The organism is Robertkochia flava (genome assembly GCF_020166515.1).
Classification (GTDB): Bacteria; Bacteroidota; Bacteroidia; order Flavobacteriales; family Flavobacteriaceae; genus Robertkochia; species Robertkochia flava.
The window spans coordinates 25,467-49,453 of record NZ_JAINZT010000002.1; the positions used below are offsets into that span (position 1 = coordinate 25,467).

Below are 23,987 nucleotides of genomic sequence, written 5' to 3' on the forward strand. Positions count from 1 at the left end.
TAGTAAAAAGAGCGCAGGTGATGAAGGGAAGGAAGGATAAAGTGAGATCTACCGCTGCCAGCGTCCGATTTCCGCCGGGAATAATGAGTCAGGAACAAAGAGTCAGGAACAAAGAGTCAGGAACAAAGAATCAGGAGTCAAGAGTCAGAAACAGATAATAAAGACCTTTGGCACTCAAAAGGCTCCAATTTACAGGTCTTTCTACTCGCTATTTTCAACACCTTATCCCAATGCTGATTACTTTCTGTATTCGGCCTTCAGGACGGCCAGATCTTCCAGTAGTTTTTCGATGTCTTCTTGTTTTGTGCCGTCGTAAAATCCGCGGATTCGCTTTTCCTTGTCCACCAACACAAAATTCTCGGTATGGATCATGTCATAAGCACCTCCGTCACCAGTAGACTTGGCTGCCAGGTAACTCTTCCGGGCGAGTTCATAGATCTGTTTCTTGTCTCCGGTCACCAGGTTCCATTTTTGATCAACAACGCCCTTCTTTCGGGCATAGGCCTTTAACTGAGGCACGGAATCGATCTCGGGAGTTACCGTATGGGAAAGCAGCATTACCTCAGGATCATCCAGAATCTGTTCCTGGATCTCCACCATATGATCGGTCATTACCGGGCAAATGGTCGGACAGGTGGTAAAGAAGAAATCCGCAATGTAGATCTTTCCCTCATAATCCTTCTCTGTAATGGTATCTCCATTCTGGTTGACCAGATTAAAGGGCGCTATGGTATGGTACTTTCGTATAAACTGAAGGTCTTCATCTACCAGTTCTGCATTAACCATGGAGGGCTGATATACCGGAAGTACCGGCTCAGGCTTAAGGGCAGTGTAGAAAAGGTATACGATCACTGCGCTTAAAGCGAGCATCACCCAAAAGAAAGGTTTGTATTTACTGAAAAACTGTAGCATGATCTAGCGGCAAATTAGCGATTGCAAATTTAAGCCATAGAACGCGAACTGGAGTAATATTCATAAAACCATGCTAAAAAACCGGAAGAGCAAAGCTTTAGATTGTGCCAAAAAGGTGGAAAAGCTTACTTTTGTGCCCTAAGAATTCTAATAGCACCTATGAGCCCTATTATAGTAAAGACCATTCAGCTTTTTTTAAGCTTATCCATACTCATTGTTTTACACGAATTAGGTCACTTTATCCCGGCAAAGCTCTTTAAGACCCGGGTAGAGAAGTTCTTCCTGTTCTTCGATGTAAAATACGCCCTCTTCAAGAAGAAGATCGGGGAAACCGTTTACGGAATCGGGTGGTTGCCCCTTGGAGGCTATGTAAAGATCTCGGGGATGATCGATGAGAGCATGGACAAGGAGCAAATGTCGCAACCGGCCCAGCCATGGGAATTTCGATCGAAACCCGCCTGGCAGCGCCTTATCATTATGATCGGTGGGGTTACCGTAAATCTCCTGCTGGGATTCTTTATCTATATCATGATCCTTTTCGTTTGGGGAAGGGAGGAAGTGAAATCGGACACGTTCCCCAACGGGTTTGCCGTTGCCCAGGAACTTAAGCAATACGGATTCAGGGATGGAGACCATATCCTGAAGGTCGACGGAGAAACTCCTGTTAATATTCTTGAGGTGAACCGACTCCTTCTCATCAGAGGACTGGAATCGGTGGAAGTAACGCATGCCGATAATACGACGGAAGTACTGCAACTACCGGATAGCCTGGGAACTTATTTATACAAATCCGGAGCCACGAATCCGCTGGACCCAAGAGCTCCCTCTGTAATAGACAGCGTTTCACCCGGCCTCCCTGCAGCAACAGCCGGCCTGCGCACGGGAGATAAGATCCTTAGTATAAATGGCAATGAAGCCATCTGGTGGGACCAATTCAAGAACGAAGTACGCAATAACGAAGGGCCCTTAGAGCTGGTCTATGAGCGAAACGGAAACCGGGACACGGTGGATGTGGCCATCACCGACGACAAGGTAATCGGGGTGTGGGTATACCCGAAATTGAATACGGAAGGCATACAACAACTGGATTACAGTTTTGCAGAGGCCATTCCTGCGGGAATCAAATACGGATACTGGACCCTACACGACTATGTAGCTTCGCTTAAATTTTTGTTCACTAAAAAGGGAGCCACGGAGATCGGCGGATTCGGAACCATCGCCAAACTGTTCCCCGAGACCTGGGACTGGCAGGGATTCTGGATGAGCACCGCTTTGATCTCGATCATTCTGGCTTTTATGAACATCTTACCCATCCCGGCTTTGGACGGCGGGCATGTGATGTTCCTCCTGTACGAGATGATCAGTGGACGAAAGCCCAGTGACAAATTCATGGAATATGCGCAAATGGTTGGTTTCTTTATTTTAATTGGCTTACTTTTGTATGCCAACGGGAATGACATCTACCGCGCCATTTTCGAATAACAGAAAAAATTAATTTTTTGTTTGGCGTAAATAAAAAAACATATATATTTGCAACCGCAAAAAAGGGATAACCCCAGTTACAGCGGGCCTCACCAGAGGAAAAAATGTAACGAAAGTTCAGAAAATAACACTCCTCCTTAGCTCAGTTGGTTAGAGCATCTGACTGTTAATCAGAGGGTCCTTGGTTCGAGCCCAAGAGGGGGAGCAAACAAGCAGAAAGTCCGACTTTAATTAGTTGGACTTTTTTGATTTTATAGCCTATCTATACTGGTATTTATAGCACTTTGGGAGATTTATATGAAAATCCCTGAAATGCCAGGTTGACAACTTTTCTTAAAGAAAAGGTCCACTATTCGGTCCACTGTAAAAGGAAAAGGTCCACATGTTTTGATTCGAATTGTATGCCCATTGTTTCACCTTAAATCCATTGGTCATGCAACAAGACGCACTAAACATTTTATTCTTTATTCAACCCTCCAGAATCAACAAGAAAGGGCAATCTCCTATCTACTGCAGAATCACCTACCAGGGAAGCAGAAAACAATTCTCTACGGGAAAATTCATTGAATCCTTATCATGGAACGCTAAAAAGCAGTTGACGGCCTCCAAGGCTATCAATAGCAACCTCGCCATAATAAGACAACAACTGGATAGACACTTTTTAAGTTTGTCGGTTAGAGAAGAAAGTTTCACTGTCCAGGATATCATCGACAGATATTTTTATAAAGAAACCAAACATGAAGAGACACTAATCGCCTATTTCGAAAAATACCTGATCAAGCAAAAGAAACTTATAGGTATAGACCTAAAGCAGGCAACATGGAACAAATACCATTATGTGAAAGAGCATACTGCTCAATTCATCAATTGGAAAATCAACCAAAAGGACCTCCCTCTCAGTAAACTCAAACATCAATTCTTGGTGGATTTTGAATACTACTTAAAGATAGTACTGCATCAAAAGCAAGTCACCATCAACAAGGAAATACAACGACTCAGAAAACCCATTAAGGAGGCCTGTAATGAAGGATTATTGGACAAAGATCCCTTCGTGAAGCACAAGCCCAAAACAGTCCTTAAAACAGTTGTATTCCTGGATAGGGAGGAACTGAAAAAGCTCGAAGAGCACAACTTCAAACAACCCCGATTAAACTTCGTGAAAGACCTATTCATTTTTAGCTGCTACACCGGACTTCCCTACAGAGAATTAATGAACCTTAGAAAGGGTAATATTCTTAAAGGATTTGACAATAATCTATGGATTGAGATTAATCGGGAGAAAACACAAAAGGACCTTGCGATACCACTATTGCCAACCTCCCTTGAAATTTTGCAGAGTTATGCCAGTAGGGAGGAATACATATTTCCACGAATAAGCAACCAAAAGCTCAACTCATATCTGAAAGAAATAGCCTCGATATTGGGAATAGAAAAGCGACTGACACACCATACTGCCAGAAAGACCTTCGCTTCGACTGTTTTACTCTACAACAATGTAACAATGGAAATAGTTAGTGAATTATTGGGACATTCTAGTATTAACATCACGGAAGGGTATTACGGTAAGGTTGTCAGAAGAAAGATTAGCCAGGAAATCAATAGAATCTTCTTTGATTCTTCAGAATAAAAATTTACTTTGTAGAAAATATTCTACTATGCTGAACTTTGAAGATTTAATCCACCTATATTCGATCTGGCTTAAAAAGGAAAAAAGAGTCAACCTAAATAATAAGGCTCAATCACGTTATAAGTTCTTAAAAATTCAATATATCGAGTTAATGTTTCAATTTTATAAAGACAAAAATTATAATGAAACCTCTAATGATATATTAAAAAAAATTCATCGCATCTCGCTTGAAATAAACTCAATAATAATTGAATAACTGTTTGGTATTTAAGGAAAACCGCATGGAATTAAAGGGAAAACTTCCTTGATTTACTCAATTCAACATTCTAATTTAAAAACTTGGCAACCTGGCAGGCGTCAACTTGCTAGGTTTGTTGCTCAAATTCTAAATCTCTATGATATGAAATTTCACAGGTATCAAGGTTGGTTTAATCCGGATATTGATCGCGGCTTTAAACCATTATTATATTTCTTAAAGGAAAATGAAAGATTAAGCAAATACTCCGAAGATCAATTCAGAAAGGATGAAATCCAATCCAAAACAAAGGAATATGAATATGGATTTCACGAAACCACCCATAAATACAAAGAAATATATATCGATGAGGGTTCTGAAATAAATCTAGAAGAAATGGAAGATTTTATTAGCGGGCAGTACCCTAATCTCCGGCGGTATTCTGATCTATTGTATGTAATTGGGAAAATTGAATATTGCCTTTTGGAGTTCGTTAATAGTTTTGAAAGAAACTATGCCTCAAAGGGCAATTCTCCTTTCAAATTATTTAAAAAAAAGTATCTCGAAGACAAAAGAAAGAATCGCGAAGAAACTCCGGGCACAATTGAACTAATCAAGCAATTTTTAATCAGAGAAATGTCATTCGATATAGGGAATGATCTCATATGGAATGATTTGAAATATTTCTTTATACTCAGAAATCATATCATTCATAATGATGGTTACATCCAAAGTAAAAAAGTGAACAAGGAATTTCTTAGCTGGATTGATACTCGATCACACTTGAATTTAAGGGACGTCGACATAAAGCACAAAAGAGCAGAAATAGACATCCAGGAGGAATTAAAAAAAAGAACAACGATTAATGATGAATTGAGGGTTATTGAACAAAAGATTGAACAGATAAAAAATAGAAATATTGAATCTTATAGAATAGTTATATTGGACAACGAAGACATTAGCGCGTTGGTTGCCTCATTCATATCTTATACCGATACACTGGAAAAAGAAGCATTGAAATTGAATTAATTGTTATGGATCGGTTCGATAAAGACAAACGCAGTGAAATCATGAAATCCATCAAAAACAAGGATTCCAAGATTGAAACGGTGTTGCGTAAGACCCTATGGTCAAAAGGTTACCGGTATCGCAAAAATGTAAATTCTCTCCCCGGCAAACCGGACATTGTTTTTAAAAGTAAGAAGGTTGTTGTATTTTGTGACAGTGAATTCTGGCATGGTAAGAATTGGAAAGAGTCCAAACATAACATAAAAAGTAAAAGAGAATTCTGGTGGCCGAAAATCGAGAGAAACATTGAAAGAGACCGTGAGGTGAATGAAACTCTAGAAGAAATGGGTTGGACGGTACTCCGTTTTTGGGGAAAAGATATTATTAAAAACCCCGACAGTTGTTGTCAGAAGATCATTGATAACTTGAAGTAAAAGCACTTAATGTTTCCCGAATCCGTATTGGACATAAAATTCCAAGGCAAAAAAGCCTATATCCTAAATCAGGTGAACCTCACTTCTAAAATGGTCGAGGAGCAACTTGATAACATGTCATATTCGGGTGAAGGTAAAACAAAGTCCAAGGATGTCGAAAACACCAAGCTACCCCCATTTATATATTCCTTTTATTTCTTGGTATTTAACTCAAAAAGGATACCGTCAGAAAAAGAATTCCTTAACCACTACTTTGGGGTAGGCTTTAAATTGGAAAATGGCAAATACTATAACCTACAGAGTCCAGATTCCAAACCGATTAATATCGAGGCCGTAAAAGGCCGTGCACTTCGAACATATCCCTCTCTGATTAGAGACTATCATTTTTTTTTAATGTGTACGGAATCCAAATTATTCGACAAAGTCACTTATTCCATTAGACAAGATTATAAAAATGGAGTAGACCTGATTATCACACAAAATGAAGTTGAATATTCAATAAGTCTAAAGCTAGCATCCAAGAGAAGTAATGTTTATAAATCCTTGAAATATAACCGTCATGACTATTCCGATAAAAAAGAAATTGTGTTAGATTTGGACAGGGAAAAAGATGCTCAATTGGCCTCCAATTTCTATCTTTTCAAGAAGTCCACCCTGAATTTGTTACTAAAAAAAATAGAAACCTATGAACGATAATATACCATTTCCAACTCCTCCCAACCCCAGATTCAAGTTCATTGATTTATTTGCAGGAATCGGAGGATTCAGAATGGCAATGCAGGAACTGGGAGGCGAATGCGTTTTTAGCAGCGAATGGGACAAATATGCTCAAAAAACCTATGAGGCCAATTATGGAGAAAGGCCTCATGGAGATATTACATTGGATGAAACAAAAAATGCAATCCCTGAGAACTTCGACGTATTATGTGCTGGATTCCCCTGCCAAGCTTTTTCGATTGCAGGCAAAAGAGGTGGATTTGAAGACACCAGGGGAACCCTCTTCTTTGATGTCGCACAAATAATTAAAGAAAGACGACCCAAAGCCATATTTCTCGAAAATGTTAAAGGTTTGTTCAATCACAAAGGAGGAAAAACTCTAGCCACAATCCTCAATGTACTTAGGAATGAATTGAACTATTATGTGCCGAATCCGGAAATTGTAAATGCCAAAAACTTTGGTGTTCCGCAGAACCGTGAACGCGTATTCATTGTCGGATTTAGAAGAGATCTGGGGATAGAGGAATTCCAATACCCAACACCAACAAACACCAATGCCGTAATCGAGGATATTCTTGAGGAGAATATCGTATCAAGCAAATATTACTTGTCAACCGTATACCTTGAAACTTTACGCCAACATAAAGCACGACATGCCAGTAAAGGTAACGGATTCGGTTATCAGGTTATTGATCATGACAAAACCGCTAATGCCATCGTTTGTGGAGGTATGGGCAGAGAAAGAAACTTGATTCATGATGATAGACTTACGGATTTCACACCCGTCACAAAAATAAAAGGAGAAGTGAATCGAGAGGGAATTAGAAAAATGACCCCGAGAGAATGGGCCAGACTGCAAGGGTTCCCCGATAATTACAAGATTATCGTTTCCGATGTACAGGCCTACAAACAATTTGGAAATTCCGTAGCTGTTCCTGCAATCAAAGCTACAGCTGAAAAGATAGTTAACCAAATTACAGCACCTGTATGGGATTCCATATCTGCATAACTAACCCAGAGGCATCTGAAATCTCAATTCTTGAAGGTGTTTATGGTAATTCCTTTGGCAATGTGTTTTCTGATGCTAATGGACAACCAAAACCTTCTTCTGGAAAAACACTGAAATATTCAGATTCAGAAGGAGTGATTTGGGGTAAGATCAAAGACTTATATGGCGTCAAAGAAGGAGACCTTATCATTCTATATATTAGAAAAGCTAAGGAATTCATGGGCGTTTTTAGAGTGACAGAAAACCCATATATACTATTTGACGATCTATTTCAAGATCCTTATCAGAAATACCCCTTTCGATTTAATTTCGTACAAGAGTTTTTTTTCCCAAACAATATTCCTTCTCATGAATTTTATTCACTTGTAGAACAAGGGAAAATTAACTCTACTGCAACGGTTGAAAGAGATGTGAATGCCTCTTATAGAGGCATTCGTCAACTCTTCGAAAAAGAGTATCAGGAAATATTAAAGCTATTTTATAAATACAATCCAAAAACTGATCCAAACAACTTTACTCCAATAACTCATGTCAAGCAAAGATTCAATTCCATAGAGGCGTTAAACCTCCCTGTCACTAATTTTAACTCCTTGACTTCTCCAACTAAAGTTTTATTTAACAAAATTCCTAATCACCAGAGTAATAATGGAATAACATCCCTTGAGGATATATTGCACGCCTATATTGTCTACAACGTATTACATGATAAGAACAATGTGATTCAAAAATTGAACTTAACAAATTTCAACGAACTAATTCTTGAGGCTCCTATCTTCAAACTCATGCAGTACCGAAGTGATATTCTAGCAACCTTCGGATCTAAAGATCGAATTGATTTTTACAGCTTCTTTGAACTCAAACGAGATAAAAAAATAGGAATAAGGGATTTATCTCAATTAATGAATTATTTGAAATCCTTTGCTTCATCTAAATCACTACCTATCAACAGTTTTGAAGGAGTCTACATTTCCAACGATTTTGATGAACAAGTTGTTGAATATTTGGAAAATAGAAGATTGGTTGAAAGTGAAAATATTGTATCCCTTATCAAATACCAAGTTCTACCAGATAACAAGGTTGAATTATCAAAAATAATTTGATGATCACGGGGAATAAGGGTGAATGGAGCGAAATCTATGTCTTTCTCAAATTGTTAGGAGATGGATTCATTATTCCCGGTGACAACCTCTCTAATCCATTACCGAATCAAAAGCATCCCCTTATAAATATTACTAGAAAAGAACAAAATCATACTCTTCTTTTTTCCATTAAAGAAGAGGAAGTTCTAGTCGAAGGTCCCTTGGGAACACAATCCATAAAAAGAGACTTGTTTAGGCACCATGCTTATCAATTACTGGAAAAAATTCTTTATTCAGGCAAGGGAGCATTTTCTGTCCCATCGGTTGAAAGATTCATGCATTCAACTGGCATCTACACATTAAAGGCCAAATCAAGTAAAAAGACCGATATAAACTTGAGAATTCATGACCCCAGATCGGGCACCAATCCTGAAATGGGATTTAGCATAAAATCGCAACTTGGAAACCCATCCACCTTACTCAATGCGGGCAAAACAACCAATTTCGTTTATGAGATACGAAACCTGGCACTTATACAAGAAGAACTAAACTTTCTTAATAATATCTCCTCATCATCAAAAATAATGGACCGATTAAATTGGGTTCTTAAAAAGGGTGGTCAATTTCAACCTCTGGGTCCGGAAAGACAATCATTGTCGGATAATCTTCAATTTATTGACAGTGATTTAAATAAAATTATAGGAGAATTGATCCTTTTATACTATCAAGGTAAATCTTCAAGCATAAATGAGTTATCCAAAATATTATCCAATCACAATCCACTTGCATACTCCACCGGTTCACAACAAAATTTCTATGATTATAAGATCAAAAAATTCCTTTTCGAGGTTGCCCTGGGAATGATGCCCGCAAAACCATGGACTGGAACCTATGACGCTACGGGAGGTTATATAATTGTAAAAGAAAAAGGGGAACTGATTTGTTATCACAACTACGATAAAAACCAATTCGAAAATTACCTCTTTAATAACACCAGGTTGGAAACAGCAAGCAGTTCCAGACATGATTTTGGGTATATATATACCGAGGGCACAAAAACATTCCTCAAGCTTAATTTACAAATTAGATTTATTAAATAATGGTTGACAAGGAGATTAAAGAAATTCAGCAAATAAGAGATAACAAAATTTTCGTCAACTACATTGAATACATCCGCTATCCCTTTTTTAAAAACTTAATACCTGGAACCAAAATTAGCTTCGATTTTCCAATCACCTTCCTTGTCGGTAAAAATGGTAGTGGTAAAAGCTCAGTTTTACAGTCATTATATGGATGTCCTAAAGGATACTCCTTGGGTGATTACTGGTTCTCCACCAAATTAGATCCAATTGATGAATCGAAAAACAGAAATGCTATTATTTATGCCTATGAGGAAAATGACACAATATTTGAAGTGTTGAAACAACGAATATTACGTCAAAAGAATTTTGATAATTGGGAACCCTCAAGACCAGTAAAAAAGTATGGGATGGATACCAGTCAAAGAAACTCTCCAATTGATAAAGAGGTAATATACCTAGATTTCAGAGCAGAGCTTAGCGCTTTCGATTGTTTTATGTACAGCATCCCTTTCACTCCCACTCCCACTATATTAACAAGGCAAGATTACATTAGGGCTAAATCAGGTAAGCTAAAAGAGGCATACGACAGCGGAAAAATCATCAAATATTATGGGAAAAACAAAAACGAACCTGCCATAAAACTTAGCGAGCAAGAAGTGAAAATTATTTCTCATATTCTGGGAAAAAAGTACGAGGAAATCACTATTCTAGATCACTCATTTTATAAAAACAAAGGATTCTCTATCAGGCTAAAAAGTCCTGAGTTAAACTACAGTGAGGCTTATGCTGGCAGTGGAGAAACAGCAGTAATAATATTGGTCCATCGCATTCATAAATGCAATCAAAACACTTTATTATTACTGGATGAGCCGGAAACCTCATTACATCCAGGCTCGCAAAAAAGATTAAGGGATTATCTGTTAACAGAGATTAAGAAGAAAAAATTACAGATTGTTGTTTCTACACATTCTCCTTTTTTACTGGATGAGATGCCTAAAAATTCCATCAAAGTATTTAAAACGAATGCACAAGGTAAGTTTCAGGTGGAAGATGAAAGAAGGCCTCAGGAGGCCTTTTTGGAGTTGGAATTCGAAAATAATGACAAGGTTAAAATCATAGTTGAGGATGATCTTGCAAAAGAAATAATCTATTCGGTTCTTAAAGATATGGGCGAGGATATAGCAAAAAGTTTTGATATCCAGATTCACCCCGGAGGTGCACAAACTATTAAAAAGAACATCTCACAAAGTATAGATTTCAATTTAAGCCCATACATCATTTTTGATGGCGATCAAAAACCTTCACAAGATCATATAAATCCTCTTGGTCTTACCCAAGTTCAGTACTCCGATCCTGATTTTCTAGACGAAAAAATCAAAGAACAAACCGGTTGTAAAATTTCATTCGCCATAGACGGAGCTCCAGAAGGTGGTGGAAATATCAATCAAAAACTACAAAAGCAAAGGGAGTTTTTACAATATTATTTGGATAAAGTTCATTATCTACCTGAGTCAATTCCAGAAGATATTATTTGGAATGATGAAATTGCCATCGAGAAAATCATATTTATCAAGGGATTAGATCGGGAAGAGGCTCAACAAAAACTTGAGGAGTTAAAGGGCCGTAATTCCAAAGAACATCTTCATAATCTATCCAATTATTTATATGATTTGAACGAAGGTCTCAAATTCCTTCAAGCTGAATTTATTCAGAAGTGGATTCATGCTAAAGACGAATCTTACACAACTATAAAGAATCTCTTAGATAAAATGCGAGATCAATAGTATGATAAAATAACTTGGCATGTTGGCATAGTAACAAAATGCCAAGTTTTTCAGAAAACTTTCTACCTTCTCCATCCGAAATTTTTTTTTGATTTTTATCAAGAATGCTTCATAAATAACATGACACCCCTCCCAAAACTTAAGTGGGGGAGGGTCCCCCGCTGTTTCCAATTAAAATATCTTCAAAATGGTAACAGTAAAAGATTACAAAAAAAGGGAATCGAAAACCGGGGACGCCTTCTACGTATTGGTCCTTCAAGGAAGCGTAACCCCCGTTAGAAGCAAAAGCACTGACAAGTTGTATTTCACCGCAAAGACCTGTACTGTGAGTACTACATTTGACGAAGACACCTGTAAAGACCTAATCGGAATGCAATTCCCAGGCAAGATTGTCAAAGTTGAAACTGCACCTTATCAGTATGCTATTCCAGAAACGGGTGAAATAGTTACCCTGGAGCATCGATGGGAGTATCAAGACAACACTCAGGAGGTCATAGAGAACCAGGTCGTTGAGGAGTCAGAGATTTATTAACCACAAACCAGAAGAGCCAGTAATGGCTCTTTTGTTTTTTATACACCTATATATAATTAATTGTATGCATATGAAACTGATTAAAGCAAAACGAGGCAACACCAAGTTGAGAATTGGAATCTCAGGAGCCTCGGGATTCGGCAAGACTTATTCATCCCTCCTAATGGCTCATGGGCTCACGGAAGACTATAGTAAAATAGCCATTATTGACTCCGAGAGTAATTCAGCATGCCTGTACTCACAATTGGGTGAGTTTAACGTCATAAATCTAGCTCCTCCTTATTCCCCTGAAAAGTATATTGAAGCTCTACATCTTTGTGAAAATGCAGGTCTCGAAGTGATTATTATTGATAGTCTAAGTCATGAATGGAATGGACCTGGCGGATGTTTAGATATTCATGAGAAACTGGGCGGGAGATTTCAAGATTGGGCAAAAGTCACTCCCAGGCATCAAGCCCTGTTGGACACCATTCTCTCTTCTTCCTGTCATGTGATTTGCACCACCAGAAGAAAGACTGATTACTCTCTTGATGTATCCCAGAACGGGAAAAGCAGGGTCGTTAAGCACGGTACAAAGGAAATCACCCGTGATGGATTTGAATACGAATTAACCGTGAACCTGGAGCTCATTAATGAGAATCATTTAGCCAAGGCTTCAAAGGACAGAACAGGACTATTTATGAACAAGCCTGAATTCATCATTAATGAGGCTATTGGTAAACAGCTCAAAAAATGGTGCACCCAAAGCGAGGATATTGCTCTTGTCAAAAAGGAAATACTAGCATGCGAGACTATTGAGGGACTCAGACATCTTTATCAGAAATATCAATCCTTGAAAAATGAATTAATGCCGCTTATCCTTTCCAGAAAGGAGGCACTAGAAAAAACAGAGCGCATCATCGTTTCTGATCATAAAATCATTGATAATAATAAAAGACCAACACATGACAACAACTGAAAACACCCTTATGGTTCCTGAAAGGGAAATTGTGCGTAGTAGAAACCCAAACTTCATTGAGGCGAATACCAAAATGGTTGAACTTACTCACCTCAAAGAAGATTGTATTATTCCCGTTTTCTCTAAGGATAATGAGAGTATCATTGCCCATCAGGAATTTGTAGAAACAGCACATGAATGTGCTCAAGCCATTTTTTCTGGACAGCAAATTGGAGTGCCTGATATCAGGGTTAGCCATGTCGTAAAAGGCAGAACTCCTGATGCAATAGGCAAACCTGTTAAGTCATTATTAGACCACGAAAAAACTATTTATTATGAACGAATGATGTTTACCATTGAAATCCCTTCTATTACGGCTAATGTAAATGGGAATGAATTAAAGTTGACACTAGGCGGAGTAAGAGCCTTAAACCAGGAGAACTTATACAGTCGAAAGACCTTTGAGAAATTTAAATTCTTCGTAGGCTTTAAGAATTTAGTGTGTACCAACCTGTGTGTTTCCAGTGATGGTAGTGTAGAAACTATTAGGGCCTCTAGTAAATCAGAGCTAAAGCGGAGTATCATGGATGTCATTGGAAACTATGAGATGAAAGAACATCTCTTAACCTTAACCCAATTAAGAGACTTCCATTTGACAGAACCTCAATTTGCACACTTTCTAGGTAAGGCTAAAATGTTTGGACACCTCTCCAGTAAAGAAAAGGAAGATGTTATGTCATTCAAGTACAGTGATAGCCAACTCAACAGCATGACAAGAGCATACTATGAAGATCCTAATTTCCAAAGGAATCAAGACGGAACAATAGACCTTTGGCAATTTTACAACCTTATGACGGGGGCAAATAAAAGCAGCTATATTGACTCCTTTATAAAACGAAGTGTCAATGCGTACGAGATAACGAAATCGCTGGCAAAATCTATAGAATCTAACACACCTAATTGGTTCCTGAATTAATTAAACATGGCTAAAAAGCCCAGGCAAAGATCTGGGCTTTTCCTTTACTATGAACAAGAAAGAAATTGCAGAATTATTGCAGTACTGCTCACCTAATTCTATCCTGGTTTGCACCTATTTCAATAAACTGGCTACCTTATATTGCCCTTTTAAGGTTTTGGCAAGGGAAGATGTAGGAGGTTTGAAAAGGAATCGCACCTATCAGGTGACTGCAGTAAAATTATCGACTAATTTGAAAACCGTTTTTATAATTAATAATCAGGCTTATTTTTACAACCACTTTGATATAATTGTATAAAAGTTGGCAATATAATTTATGAATGTCCGCCAACTTGACAAGTTAATTTAATAGTCTATAGCAAACCTATGAGAGAAGGATTAGATGGAGCCCCGACAGCAACTTTTGAAGACTTTTTAGAGATCGATAAATTCAAAAACTTATTGTGGCTTTTTGCATACCTGGATTTAGGGAATAGAGATCTACCAGCGAATTATCAAAATGACCTGGAGGAAATTAAATCCAAGCAAGAGCGCAATAAAGATTTCTTTTTAAAAAGATTTTGTCTTTCTAGTATAGAATCTCAAGATCTGGAGAACGAAGATTACTTTCTCCATTTACTTGACAAAAACCTTAAGAAAGTTATTAATGGAATACCTACATCTCACTTTGAAATTTTAGAACATCAAATAAGAACTAAATACATACTGGAAAGTGAAGCGCTATTTCGTCTAATCGAATTAAACATAGAGTATTTTCAATCTTTATTGCCGAAAATCAACTATTCCGATCATTTGTATAGCTACAAACCTCTTATTAGAAAAACTATAGAATATTGCATTCAAAAGTTGCACGATGAGTTTCTACCTAAAAGTTTTCTTAATCCCGAAGACAATAAGATCAAGTTTAATCTAAGTAAAAAGGAGGTTTGTCTGCTTTTTACAAGACTTGCTAATGATGGTATTATCTCAATTGAACAATCAGGGGAAAAAGAACTCGGAGCTCTTATTGAAACTCACTTTTTATTCAATGATTCCAAATCAAAGTCTTACAGACCCATCACCCAGGCATACAAAACTATTCAAAAGAACAGGCAAGATCCCAGGCATCAAACCGAATCAGAAAAACTGAACAACTTATTTAAATAACTTAATAACCTAAATTGAAAAAATCATTACCCCACATTGTTGGGGTTTTTTTATACCCCACGCAACTCTTTGAAATTCTTCTTTTTGCTGGATTAACCAAATAGATTTGTCCATGAGAAGTTAAGGCGCCAACAACTCTCAAGAACAATTTATTAATTATTAAACTTTAAAGCGATGGTAACTAAAAACACCAAAAAAGAATCCAGAAAGAAGGTAAAAGATCAAAACCAATCCATTCAATTCTGGACTAAAACTGAAGAGAGTGAAAAACCAACTAGGTGCCGAATTATTGAATCTAAATTCATTGAATTTTTATCGAAGTCAGGATTTGCCAAGGTTATGGTCAATGACTCTGATTACATCCTTGTGCAAGAAAAAAACAACGTTGTAATAGAAATCCCAATTTTCATTATCGCGGAATATGTAGAAGATTACCTTAAAAAGCTAAAGGAATTTGAGGTGTTAGAAACTTTCACAAAAGGGAGTCCCTCTTATCTTTCTAAGGCTAAATTACAATTCCTGAAACGTGTGGAGCCCGTCAAAGACAGGGATGGGAGAACTTCAAGTTACTTCTTTTTCCAAAATCAATTATGCAAGGTGGATAAGGACGAAATAAAAAACATTCCATACGCTAAATTCAAAGGAAAAATATGGGCGTCAAGGATAAACGAGCATGAGTATACCCCTCCCCATCACCTGTCTAGAGGGTCAATGTTTGAAGTTTTCTGTGCCAATATTGCAAATAATAATGGTAAAAGACTTCTAGCTTTAAAAACGAATTTGGGATACCTGATGCATCGTTATCATGACCCAGCTAACCCACGCGCCATAATTTTAATGGATGAAGTTATCAACTTTGACGGTACTGCAAATGGTGGAACAGGAAAGAGTTTATTGCTTAAAGGGGTTGAGAAAATGAGAGAGGTGGTCACCATGGATGGGAAGAATATCAAAACCAAAAGTTGGTTTAAAAATCAACGAATCACTAGGACCACAGATGTTGTGTTTTATGATGATGTAACTACGGAATTTAATATGGAGTCTCTTTACTCAATGATCACTACTGGGATTCCAATTGAAAGGAAACAAAAAGCGGAAGAATTCATTAAACCAGAGGATGCACCCAAAATTGCAATATCCAGCAACTATGTGGTAAGAGGAACAGGCGGTAACACCGATGCCCGAAGAAGATGTGAATTCGAAGTTCATAATTATTACAATCTCGAAAACACCCCTGAGTCAGAGTTTGGATGCATCTTTTTTACTGGCTGGGATAAGCTGGAGTGGAACAAGTTCTTCCACTTCATGATGACTTGTGTTAAGGAATACTTAACCCATGGATTGATCATTGCAGAGCCGATAAACTTAACAAATAATACAATTGTAAATAATACATCTCCAGAATTCTATTCATTCATGGAAGTAATAGAAGAAACAGATACGTGGTTGGATAAAAGAGAATGTCAAAAGCTATTTCATGAGGAATTTCCTAACATGTCTGATACTTCTTCACATAAGTTCACCAAATGGCTTAAAGCTTATGCAACGGCAAAAGGTTATGTATATGATGATAGATCATCTGGCGGAAAATATTCCTTCATTCTGAAAACTGACAAAACGCGAAAGGAGGTGAATAATGCAGCCTAAGAAGATTATTTACAAGGTGACTCACAAGGAGTCCGGGAAAACTTATATCGGGGCTACAACAAAGTCACTGGAGGAAAGAAAAGCTGACCATATTCAAAAGGCCAACAATAAAGTTGGCAGTTACTTTCAGGAAGCCATCGGGACCTATGGTCCCGAGGCTTTCACATGGGAGCTGATAGACACCGCAAATACTTCGAATGAGCTGGCTCGAAAAGAGCAAAAATATGTTGACAAGTTTGACAGCTTTTTAGTCGGTTATAATCAAGATTCGGGTGGAGGCATCCAGAAAGAGGTATATCAGTATAGTATTAAAAATGGAAAGCTCCTGGCTGAGTATGATAGTCTGGAAAAGGCTGGAAAAGCCTTAAACGCAAGTAGGCAATGCATTAGTAATTGCTGTAGGGGGCAAAATAAAACCTGTAAAGGATATTACTGGAGCTATATTAAGAATGACACATACAGAATACCAGAAGGAGACAAGAGAAAGAAAGAGGTTATTCAATTCAGTCTTAATGGTAAGAAATTGGCAACTTTTGATTCTGTTTCGAGTGCCAGTAATCTAACAGGAATATCTAAAACCTGTATTGCACGATGTTGCAGAGGAGAGCGAAAGCAAACACATGGTTATAAGTTTCAGTACGTTTAATGAGGACAGGGGCAGCAGAAATGTTGCCCTTTTTAATTATAGATAACTCTACAATTTTCAACTCATTTTCTATTTTTACTTAAATGTGTAAAAAAGAACAAAGAATATTAGAATGAAGCTAAAACATCATGAAATTGAAATACCTCAGGCCGAAGGAGCTGACCCATTCGCAAATTGTAAACTAAATAGAAAGCAATATGCAAACGTTTTAACCGAAATCATTACAAGTTTTGCTGATGGCTTTGTTTTTGCAATAAATAATCCTTGGGGAGAAGGAAAGACTACATTCGTAAAAATGTGGCAGCAAGATTTGAAAAATAAAGATTTTAAAACTTTATATTTTAACGCTTGGGAGAACGATTTTGAACAAGATGTTTTAGTTGCCTTAATATCTGAGTTAGGAGAAATTAAAAACAAACCTGTCGAAGCCTACAAAAAAGTCCTTAATAAGGCTGTTACTCTCTCAACCAAAGTTGTTCCTGCAATTGCCAAACACCTTGCTAAAAGAGCTATTGGAGATGAAGCTGCAGAGGCAATAATAGAAGCAGTGGCTGAATACGGAACTGAGGAACTAAAGGATCAAATAGATCTATATACCTCAAGAAAAAAAAGCATCCAAGATTTCAAGGATAATCTGGCAGAATTCATTTGCCAAGTAGACCCTGAAAAACCATTAGTCTTTATAATTGATGAATTGGATAGATGTCGACCTTCCTATTCAGTTGAAGTATTAGAACAGATAAAGCATTTATTTTCCGTTCCTGGGATTGTTTTTGTTTTATCTCTAGATAAAATCCAATTAGGACATGCAATATGTGGTGTATATGGTAGTAATAATATAAATTCTGAAGAATATCTAAGGCGTTTTATTGATCTGGAATATTCAATACCAAAACCCAGTCTAAAGGATTTCACAGATTACTTATTTGATTACTATGCCTTTCATGAATTTTACAATGATCAAAGAATTGGTAATTCTAACTTTAGAAATGAAATAACGAACTTTAAACTCGTTTACTTAGCATTATTTTCTGGTTTAAAAAGCTCTTTAAGAATTCATGAAAAAATATTTGCTAGACTCAGAGTCATAATTAAATCTTATCATGAAGATCAATATTCCTTTCCAGAGATTTTAATATTGCTCCTTTTCCTGAAAACGTTTCAAAAGCACTTGTATCAGGATATTCTTAGTAAAGTCTTTACAGCGCAGGAATTGTTAGAAAAATTTGACCAAATTTTTAAGCACAATATTGATGACGAAGAGTTAAATGCTATCACATTTGCTGTTGCCAGATTTGTTTATAGCTATTGCAATTATAGAGAACCGTCAAGTGCAAAGAGTATGATCACTTTTGAAAGTGAAACCAATTCAGAAGTAGTTAATTTAAGTTTTAAGCTAAATCAGGACAGATTCAATTCAATCTTCCTAAGTCTTAATAGAGATTATAATATCGATACTATAAGTTTAGATTGGTTGATTACTCGTGTAGAATTAACTGAAAATTTAAAAAACAACTAATGTAAGAGTCTATTCAATGACACTAAAATTTCTTTTAAATTATTATATAATTGTACAATTTCATTTAAAGTAATTCTTAATTTTATATCAAAAGGTATACAATTCGGACACCTAAAAGTTGGCAAGTTGTCAAACAGCTTGTAAACATTACCTTCCTGGGACTGGAGTCGAGCCCAAGAGGGGGAGCAAAGAAAAAGCCACACAATCGTGTGGCTTTTTTTATTTGCGACCCCTAGAAGGGCGAGAAGAGCCCAAGAGGGACCCCCGAGCGTTAAAAAAAAACATCCTGTGGATGTTTTTCGCGAACCTGACTTGCGGCAGACAGGGTGGCGAGACGGCGCGCGGGCAAATTAGCCTATTATATTATCACAGCTATTCAACAAAAATCCGACTTGAAAAAGTTGGCCTTTTTTGGTTTTGGTACTTTTGAGAAAGAGATCTGTCTTTTCCAATCTTCAAGACCGCCAATCTTCTGAATGCCTTCTGCCAACTCCATGATGAGGTACGACTTCAATAACCCTTTAAATCAAGATCATTTTTATCTCACCCTCGACAGTTAAAATTATTACTTCATATTTCTGTATATTGAGTGCTATTTTAAGATGAATGTAATAGTTTTCATATGAAGAAATACCTGTCCTTTCTCCTGAGCCTTATGCTCTGTTGTGCCGTTTATGCTCAATCTGCTGAATCCCTGCACGACCAGGGACCCTTCAGCCAACTCATCATCCGTGGTGTCACCCTGATCAACGGCAATGGGGCTCCACCCATGGGGCCTGTCGACATTGTTATTGAAAAGAACACCATTACCGGAATTCACAATGTGGGGTATCCGGGGGTCGCCATCGATCCTGAAAATCGTCCGAAGCTTAAACCGGGAGGCAAGGAGCTGGACTGCGAAGGCATGTACCTGTTACCCGGTTTTGTGGATATGCACGGGCATATCGGTGGGGAAGCCCAGGGAGCCGATTGGGACTACGTCTTTAAATTATGGATGGCCCACGGGGTTACCACGGTACGGGAACCCGGAGGAAGGGGACTCGACTGGACCCTGGACCTGAAGAGGAAGAGCGAAAAGAACAGTATTATTGCCCCCAGGGTATTCGCCTATACGGTTTTCGGACAAGGCAGTAAAGACCCTATAAGTACGCCGGAGATGGCCAGGACATGGGTGCGCGACAATGCAAAGAAGGGAGCCGACGGAGTAAAGTTCTTCGGGGCTGCCCCTGAGATCATGCAAGCGGCCCTGGAGGAGAACAAAGCCCTCGGACTCGGATCAGCCTGCCATCATGCCCAGCTCAATGTTGCCGGATGGAATGTATTACACTCTGCCCGTGCCGGCCTCACCAGTATGGAACACTGGTATGGACTGCCGGAAGCTTTGTTTACTGACAGGACGGTACAGGATTACCCTTTAGACTATAACTACCAGAACGAGCAACACCGGTTTGAAGAAGCGGGAAAACTTTGGCAGCAGGCCGCTCCGCCCTATTCAGACCACTGGAATAAAGTCATGAATGAACTGCTCGCGCTCGATTTCACCCTCGACCCAACCTTTAATATCTACGAAGCCAGTCGCGACCTGCAAAGGGCGAGAAGGGCAGAGTGGCATGAAGATTATACCCTGCCTTCCCTCTGGAAATTCTACCAGCCAAGCAAAGTATCACACGGATCCTACTGGCATTACTGGGGCACGGAGCAGGAGGTGGCCTGGAAAAAGAACTACGACCTGTGGATGACCTTCGTCAATGAATACAAGAATAGGGGCGGAAGGGTGACCGTAGGTTCCGATTCCGGATTTATTTTTCAACTCTACGGATTTGCCTATATCCGGGAAATGGAGTTGCTGCGGGAGGCCGGATTTCATCCGCTGGAGATCATCAAGGCTGCTACCCTGAGCGGAGCCGAAGCCCTGAAGATGGACGATAAGATCGGGACCGTTAGCATCGGGAAATTAGCCGACCTGGTGATCGTGGAGGAAAATCCGCTGGTGAACCTGAAAGTGCTCTACGGAACGGGCGCGATCAAACTCACGGAGAACAATGAGGTCGTTAGGGTAGGCGGCGTAACATACACCATTAAGGATGGCGTGGTATACGACGCCAAACAACTACTTGAAGATGTAAAGGAAATGGTAACTAAAGCCAAGGAAACAGAAGATTTCCAGATCCGCCAACCAGGAGTTAAAGGGAATTAGTGGTTAGTTTACCTGCCTGTGCGCAGCACGGTAGGTGGTTAGTGAAAATAGGTGTTGACCGTAGATTGCTTATATTTAATATCAAAGTTTATCAACGCATCACAAAACGTGTAACATGAAAAGACTGATCTGTTTTCTGTCCCTGATACTACCCTTATTTTTAACTGCACAAAATACCGCCTATACTATAAAATCCTATTCAGATGAAGGGGTCAAGGCGCCCAACACCCATCATGAGGGAGATGCCTGGCTGAACTTCCTGATTGAGGCCGACAATGCTTTCCCGAACAACATCACCCAGGCCACCTTCGCTGCAAATGCAACCCTGGACTGGCATAAACACAGCAGTCCGCAGATCATCATCGTTGTAGAGGGTAAGGGCTATTACCAGGAAAGAGGTAAGGAAGCCATAATCATGAAAAAGGGAGATGTGATCCGTTGCGAGGAGAACACAGAGCACTGGCATACCTCAAGCGCCGACAGCATGGTATCCTATATCGCTGTTTACGGGAGCGAACCCACCGTCTGGACAGAGAAACTTACCCGGGAATACTACGATAAGGTGGCCGGGGAACTTAAGAAGAATTAACCCCCCCGGAATAAAGACATATTTCCATAGATCGGGGATCAAACACATGCTTATCCTAAAAAGAGAGAAGGAAGCAACTACAGCTTGTTTTCTTGTCGAAAGCGCTCCTTATCACAACGATGCTTTCCCGATCCGTAACAAGTGTTACAGCCAGGGTCCCGGGTCTGAAGTATTTTTGTGGCATAAAACTGAAATATTATGCCGACAGTTAAACTTACGACTCAGAAATTCAAAGAGGAGATCTTTGACTACACCATAGAAAAAGAATGGAAATACAAGGGAGATAAACCCGCCATCATCGACTTTTACGCCGATTGGTGCGGGCCGTGTAAAATGGTAGCTCCCCTACTTGAGGAATTGAGTAACGAGAATCCGGACATCACAATCTACAAGCTGGATACCGAAGCAGAGCAGGAACTTGCCGCCGCCTTTGGAATCCGAAGCATTCCCAGCCTGTTGTTCATTCCTATGGACAAATCACCTATGATGCATGCAGGTGCATTGCCCAAACATTCCCTGCAGGAGATCATTTCAACAGAACTAAAGACCGCAGTGTCATAGATCGTCAATGCATTCAAACGAGGAAAACCGGGTCTTCTTTGGCCCGGTTTTTTTTGCGGATCATCCTGAATAGAGACCGGAACTTCATAATTCAAAGGATTGAACGAAGACAAGGTATCATTCACAATACCAGAAGATCACCACCCTATCGGAACAACCTGTAACTGCAATAAAAAAAGCGACCGGAAAGATCCGGTCGCTTTTAACTATGAGAACTTATTTTTTTTAAAATTAACTCGGGGTATAATTCGGATCTGATTCCACCGGATTCGTTTCTTCTTCTCCATCAGTTGTATTTCCATCTCCGCTGCCATTTCCCTCTCCGGAACAGGACACCCCATGTGCAATCACATAGATCTCCCCGGAAAGTCCGTCTATTTGAAAACTGTCGCCGGAAGCATTATCAAGCTCGTGCTGGTCGGGATACTCCCCCGGAGCCACTGTAGGCTCTCCTTTGTTATCCTCCGGATAGGGGACACTACCAATATAAAGGTGGGTTTCACTCAGGGTAAAGCCTTCCAGCATTTCATAGGTAACAGAAGCACTTCCATCACTGTAATTCAGGGTTAAATGCCCTACAAGAGTTCCCTTTTCAATGTCACATTGCCCTGCACCGGCATAAAGTTCAAAAGTATATTCTCCTTCAGATAAGGGCCCAAGGGTCCATCCCCATCGGCTAAAACCATCCTGAGAAAAACATCTGGATTCCTCGTCGGTTCCCCTTGCAAAAAGCGTTTCACAACTTACCTCTTCCCCTTCCTGATCTCCGGATTCTTCTGAAGTCTCCGTCTGGGCCGGAGTAGTATCTTCTTCTGCTATATAGCGGGCATCGGCTGAAGTCAGCGCTTCCGTCTCCTGAAGATCAGAATCGCCCTGGCAGGAACATAAAAGCAGGCTCAAGCCTAGCACGGTTATTAGAGTTTTCATGAGTATTTGGGTTTAAGTATGAAGAACAAATATATGTTTTGTAGTCCAATTCCTAACAATTTTTCGACGAAATACACCCTAACCTCAAATAATCAGGAAGTTACGACACCATGCCGTCCCGCCATTTACGCCAGATCCCGGCGTATGAATAAACCACATCATATCTTCCTGAACAGACTTATATTTCCATCCCTGATAACATCATCTGCCACATTATTCTCCGGGATCTCCATGCAGCAGGCACTGAAAATTCATGGCTTCCTGAGATTTCCAGCCCCTTTTACACATTCCTCCCCCTCTACCTGTTTCATCTATGCATGATATGGATCAATTTTTCCCATTTTCCTGAAAATACCTCAATGAAACTTTTAAAGACAATGCACTGCCCTCAGAATTAACACCCTGTTTCTAGAGGTTTTGATTTTCAACCAGTTAAAAGTGAGATTGCAAACCTAAAATCATTGTATTAATTTTTTTTATGCTTTTTATAATTTAATTAAATAAAAACTTATGATTAATATCTCCAATATTTGCACCGGTAAATAATAACCCTTAAAAGCAAAGCGCTATGAAAACAAACGTTTTAAGTTCTGTAATGGAAACCCAGAAAGAGGTTCAACTTATCAAAGGAGAGTTCACCCCTTCGGAGGCCAGCGAGATCATCGGAGCTCTTATCGATCAGAAGATCAACTTCCACGAGGTAAGGAAATTTCAACGCTGGGAGAGTAACCACGACTGCGGAACGGAAGACCTGAACACCCGAATCGATGAACTTAAGGCGGAAAAGGCAAAAGCGAAAAGCTTTATAAATGGCCTGGAAGACGCTGAATATTCCATCAAGATCAACGGGGTTCTGGAGATCACGGTAACCGAAATAAATCGATAATCCCCAGCCACCTATCCTTCCAAAGTCGGCAAAGTCACCACAAACGCTGACACCG

The 23,987-nt window shown here is 39.1% G+C and carries 22 protein-coding genes and 1 tRNA gene; 21 read left to right on the top strand and 2 right to left on the bottom strand.

From position 1 onward, the window contains the following. Nucleotides 1-237: 237 nt before the first annotated feature. Complete coding sequence (locus K7R11_RS00645; RefSeq protein WP_224487846.1) at nt 238-912, bottom strand: SCO family protein; 675 nt, start codon at nt 910-912, stop codon at nt 238-240. Nucleotides 913-1,071: 159 nt separating this feature from the next. On the opposite strand from K7R11_RS00645, the gene rseP reads away from it, so the two are divergent. From rseP to trxA, 20 genes are all read left to right on the top strand, one after another. Beyond that, entirely contained in the window at nt 1,072-2,394 is a 1,323-nt protein-coding gene (rseP, locus tag K7R11_RS00650; RefSeq protein ID WP_224487847.1) for an RIP metalloprotease RseP, read from the top strand. 131 nt (nt 2,395-2,525) lie between these two features. Beyond that, nucleotides 2,526-2,599: transfer RNA gene (locus K7R11_RS00655), tRNA-Asn, on the top strand. Between the two features lie 228 nt (nt 2,600-2,827). Then, nucleotides 2,828-4,021, top strand: coding sequence for a site-specific integrase (locus tag K7R11_RS00660; RefSeq protein ID WP_224487848.1), 1,194 nt, complete (start codon nt 2,828-2,830; stop codon nt 4,019-4,021). Between the two features lie 400 nt (nt 4,022-4,421). Then, nucleotides 4,422-5,285, top strand: coding sequence for a hypothetical protein (locus K7R11_RS00665; protein WP_224487849.1), 864 nt, complete (start codon nt 4,422-4,424; stop codon nt 5,283-5,285). A gap of 5 nt (nt 5,286-5,290) precedes the next feature. Next, nucleotides 5,291-5,698: a very short patch repair endonuclease gene (locus K7R11_RS00670; protein ID WP_224487851.1), complete on the top strand. Its 408-nt coding sequence runs from the start codon at nt 5,291-5,293 to the stop codon at nt 5,696-5,698. Between the two features lie 9 nt (nt 5,699-5,707). Further along, the gene (locus K7R11_RS00675; RefSeq protein WP_224487852.1) at nt 5,708-6,394 is read left to right on the top strand and encodes a hypothetical protein; all 687 of its coding nucleotides are present in this window, start codon (nt 5,708-5,710) and stop codon (nt 6,392-6,394) included. After that, entirely contained in the window at nt 6,384-7,424 is a 1,041-nt protein-coding gene (locus K7R11_RS00680) for a DNA cytosine methyltransferase (RefSeq protein WP_224487854.1), read from the top strand. Before K7R11_RS00675 ends, K7R11_RS00680 begins: the two co-directional genes overlap by 11 nt. Next, nucleotides 7,403-8,524, top strand: a complete 1,122-nt coding sequence (locus tag K7R11_RS00685) for an EVE domain-containing protein (RefSeq protein WP_224487856.1) — start codon at nt 7,403-7,405, stop codon at nt 8,522-8,524. The genes K7R11_RS00680 and K7R11_RS00685 overlap by 22 nt, the downstream gene beginning before the upstream one ends. After that, the gene (locus K7R11_RS00690) at nt 8,524-9,603 is read left to right on the top strand and encodes an HpaII family restriction endonuclease (protein WP_224487859.1); all 1,080 of its coding nucleotides are present in this window, start codon (nt 8,524-8,526) and stop codon (nt 9,601-9,603) included. The genes K7R11_RS00685 and K7R11_RS00690 overlap by 1 nt, the downstream gene beginning before the upstream one ends. Beyond that, entirely contained in the window at nt 9,603-11,369 is a 1,767-nt protein-coding gene (locus tag K7R11_RS00695) for an AAA family ATPase (RefSeq protein ID WP_224487861.1), read from the top strand. The genes K7R11_RS00690 and K7R11_RS00695 overlap by 1 nt, the downstream gene beginning before the upstream one ends. Before the next feature lie 187 nt (nt 11,370-11,556). Further along, nucleotides 11,557-11,901, top strand: a complete 345-nt coding sequence (locus K7R11_RS00700) for a hypothetical protein (protein ID WP_224487863.1) — start codon at nt 11,557-11,559, stop codon at nt 11,899-11,901. 70 nt (nt 11,902-11,971) lie between these two features. Then, nucleotides 11,972-12,859: an AAA family ATPase gene (locus tag K7R11_RS00705; RefSeq protein ID WP_224487865.1), complete on the top strand. Its 888-nt coding sequence runs from the start codon at nt 11,972-11,974 to the stop codon at nt 12,857-12,859. Continuing rightward, a complete protein-coding gene (locus tag K7R11_RS00710) occupies nt 12,846-13,814 on the top strand; it encodes a DUF3871 family protein (protein ID WP_224487867.1) in 969 nt (322 codons plus the stop codon). The genes K7R11_RS00705 and K7R11_RS00710 overlap by 14 nt, the downstream gene beginning before the upstream one ends. A gap of 366 nt (nt 13,815-14,180) precedes the next feature. Further along, a complete protein-coding gene (locus K7R11_RS00715) occupies nt 14,181-14,960 on the top strand; it encodes a hypothetical protein (RefSeq protein WP_224487869.1) in 780 nt (259 codons plus the stop codon). Nucleotides 14,961-15,134: 174 nt separating this feature from the next. Beyond that, nucleotides 15,135-16,607: a hypothetical protein gene (locus K7R11_RS00720; RefSeq protein WP_224487871.1), complete on the top strand. Its 1,473-nt coding sequence runs from the start codon at nt 15,135-15,137 to the stop codon at nt 16,605-16,607. Next, complete coding sequence (locus K7R11_RS00725) at nt 16,597-17,253, top strand: NUMOD1 domain-containing DNA-binding protein (protein WP_224487873.1); 657 nt, start codon at nt 16,597-16,599, stop codon at nt 17,251-17,253. Before K7R11_RS00720 ends, K7R11_RS00725 begins: the two co-directional genes overlap by 11 nt. Before the next feature lie 112 nt (nt 17,254-17,365). Then, nucleotides 17,366-18,772 (top strand): KAP family P-loop NTPase fold protein, encoded by a 1,407-nt coding sequence (locus K7R11_RS00730; RefSeq protein ID WP_224487874.1) that lies wholly within the window; start codon nt 17,366-17,368, stop codon nt 18,770-18,772. 655 nt (nt 18,773-19,427) lie between these two features. Then, nucleotides 19,428-20,969 (top strand): amidohydrolase family protein, encoded by a 1,542-nt coding sequence (locus tag K7R11_RS00735; protein ID WP_410528190.1) that lies wholly within the window; start codon nt 19,428-19,430, stop codon nt 20,967-20,969. A 115-nt stretch (nt 20,970-21,084) separates the two neighbouring features. Continuing rightward, a complete protein-coding gene (locus tag K7R11_RS00740; RefSeq protein WP_224487876.1) occupies nt 21,085-21,558 on the top strand; it encodes a cupin domain-containing protein in 474 nt (157 codons plus the stop codon). 198 nt (nt 21,559-21,756) lie between these two features. Then, the gene (gene trxA / locus K7R11_RS00745) at nt 21,757-22,119 is read left to right on the top strand and encodes a thioredoxin (RefSeq protein ID WP_224487877.1); all 363 of its coding nucleotides are present in this window, start codon (nt 21,757-21,759) and stop codon (nt 22,117-22,119) included. Between the two features lie 231 nt (nt 22,120-22,350). Here trxA and K7R11_RS00750 read toward each other — a convergent pair whose 3' ends face one another. Further along, nucleotides 22,351-23,046 (bottom strand): hypothetical protein, encoded by a 696-nt coding sequence (locus K7R11_RS00750; protein WP_224487878.1) that lies wholly within the window; start codon nt 23,044-23,046, stop codon nt 22,351-22,353. A gap of 568 nt (nt 23,047-23,614) precedes the next feature. Here K7R11_RS00750 and K7R11_RS00755 point away from each other — a divergent pair. After that, on the top strand, nt 23,615-23,932 hold the full coding sequence (locus K7R11_RS00755; protein WP_224487879.1) for a hypothetical protein: 318 nt from the start codon (nt 23,615-23,617) through the stop codon (nt 23,930-23,932). Nucleotides 23,933-23,987: the final 55 nt, after the last annotated feature.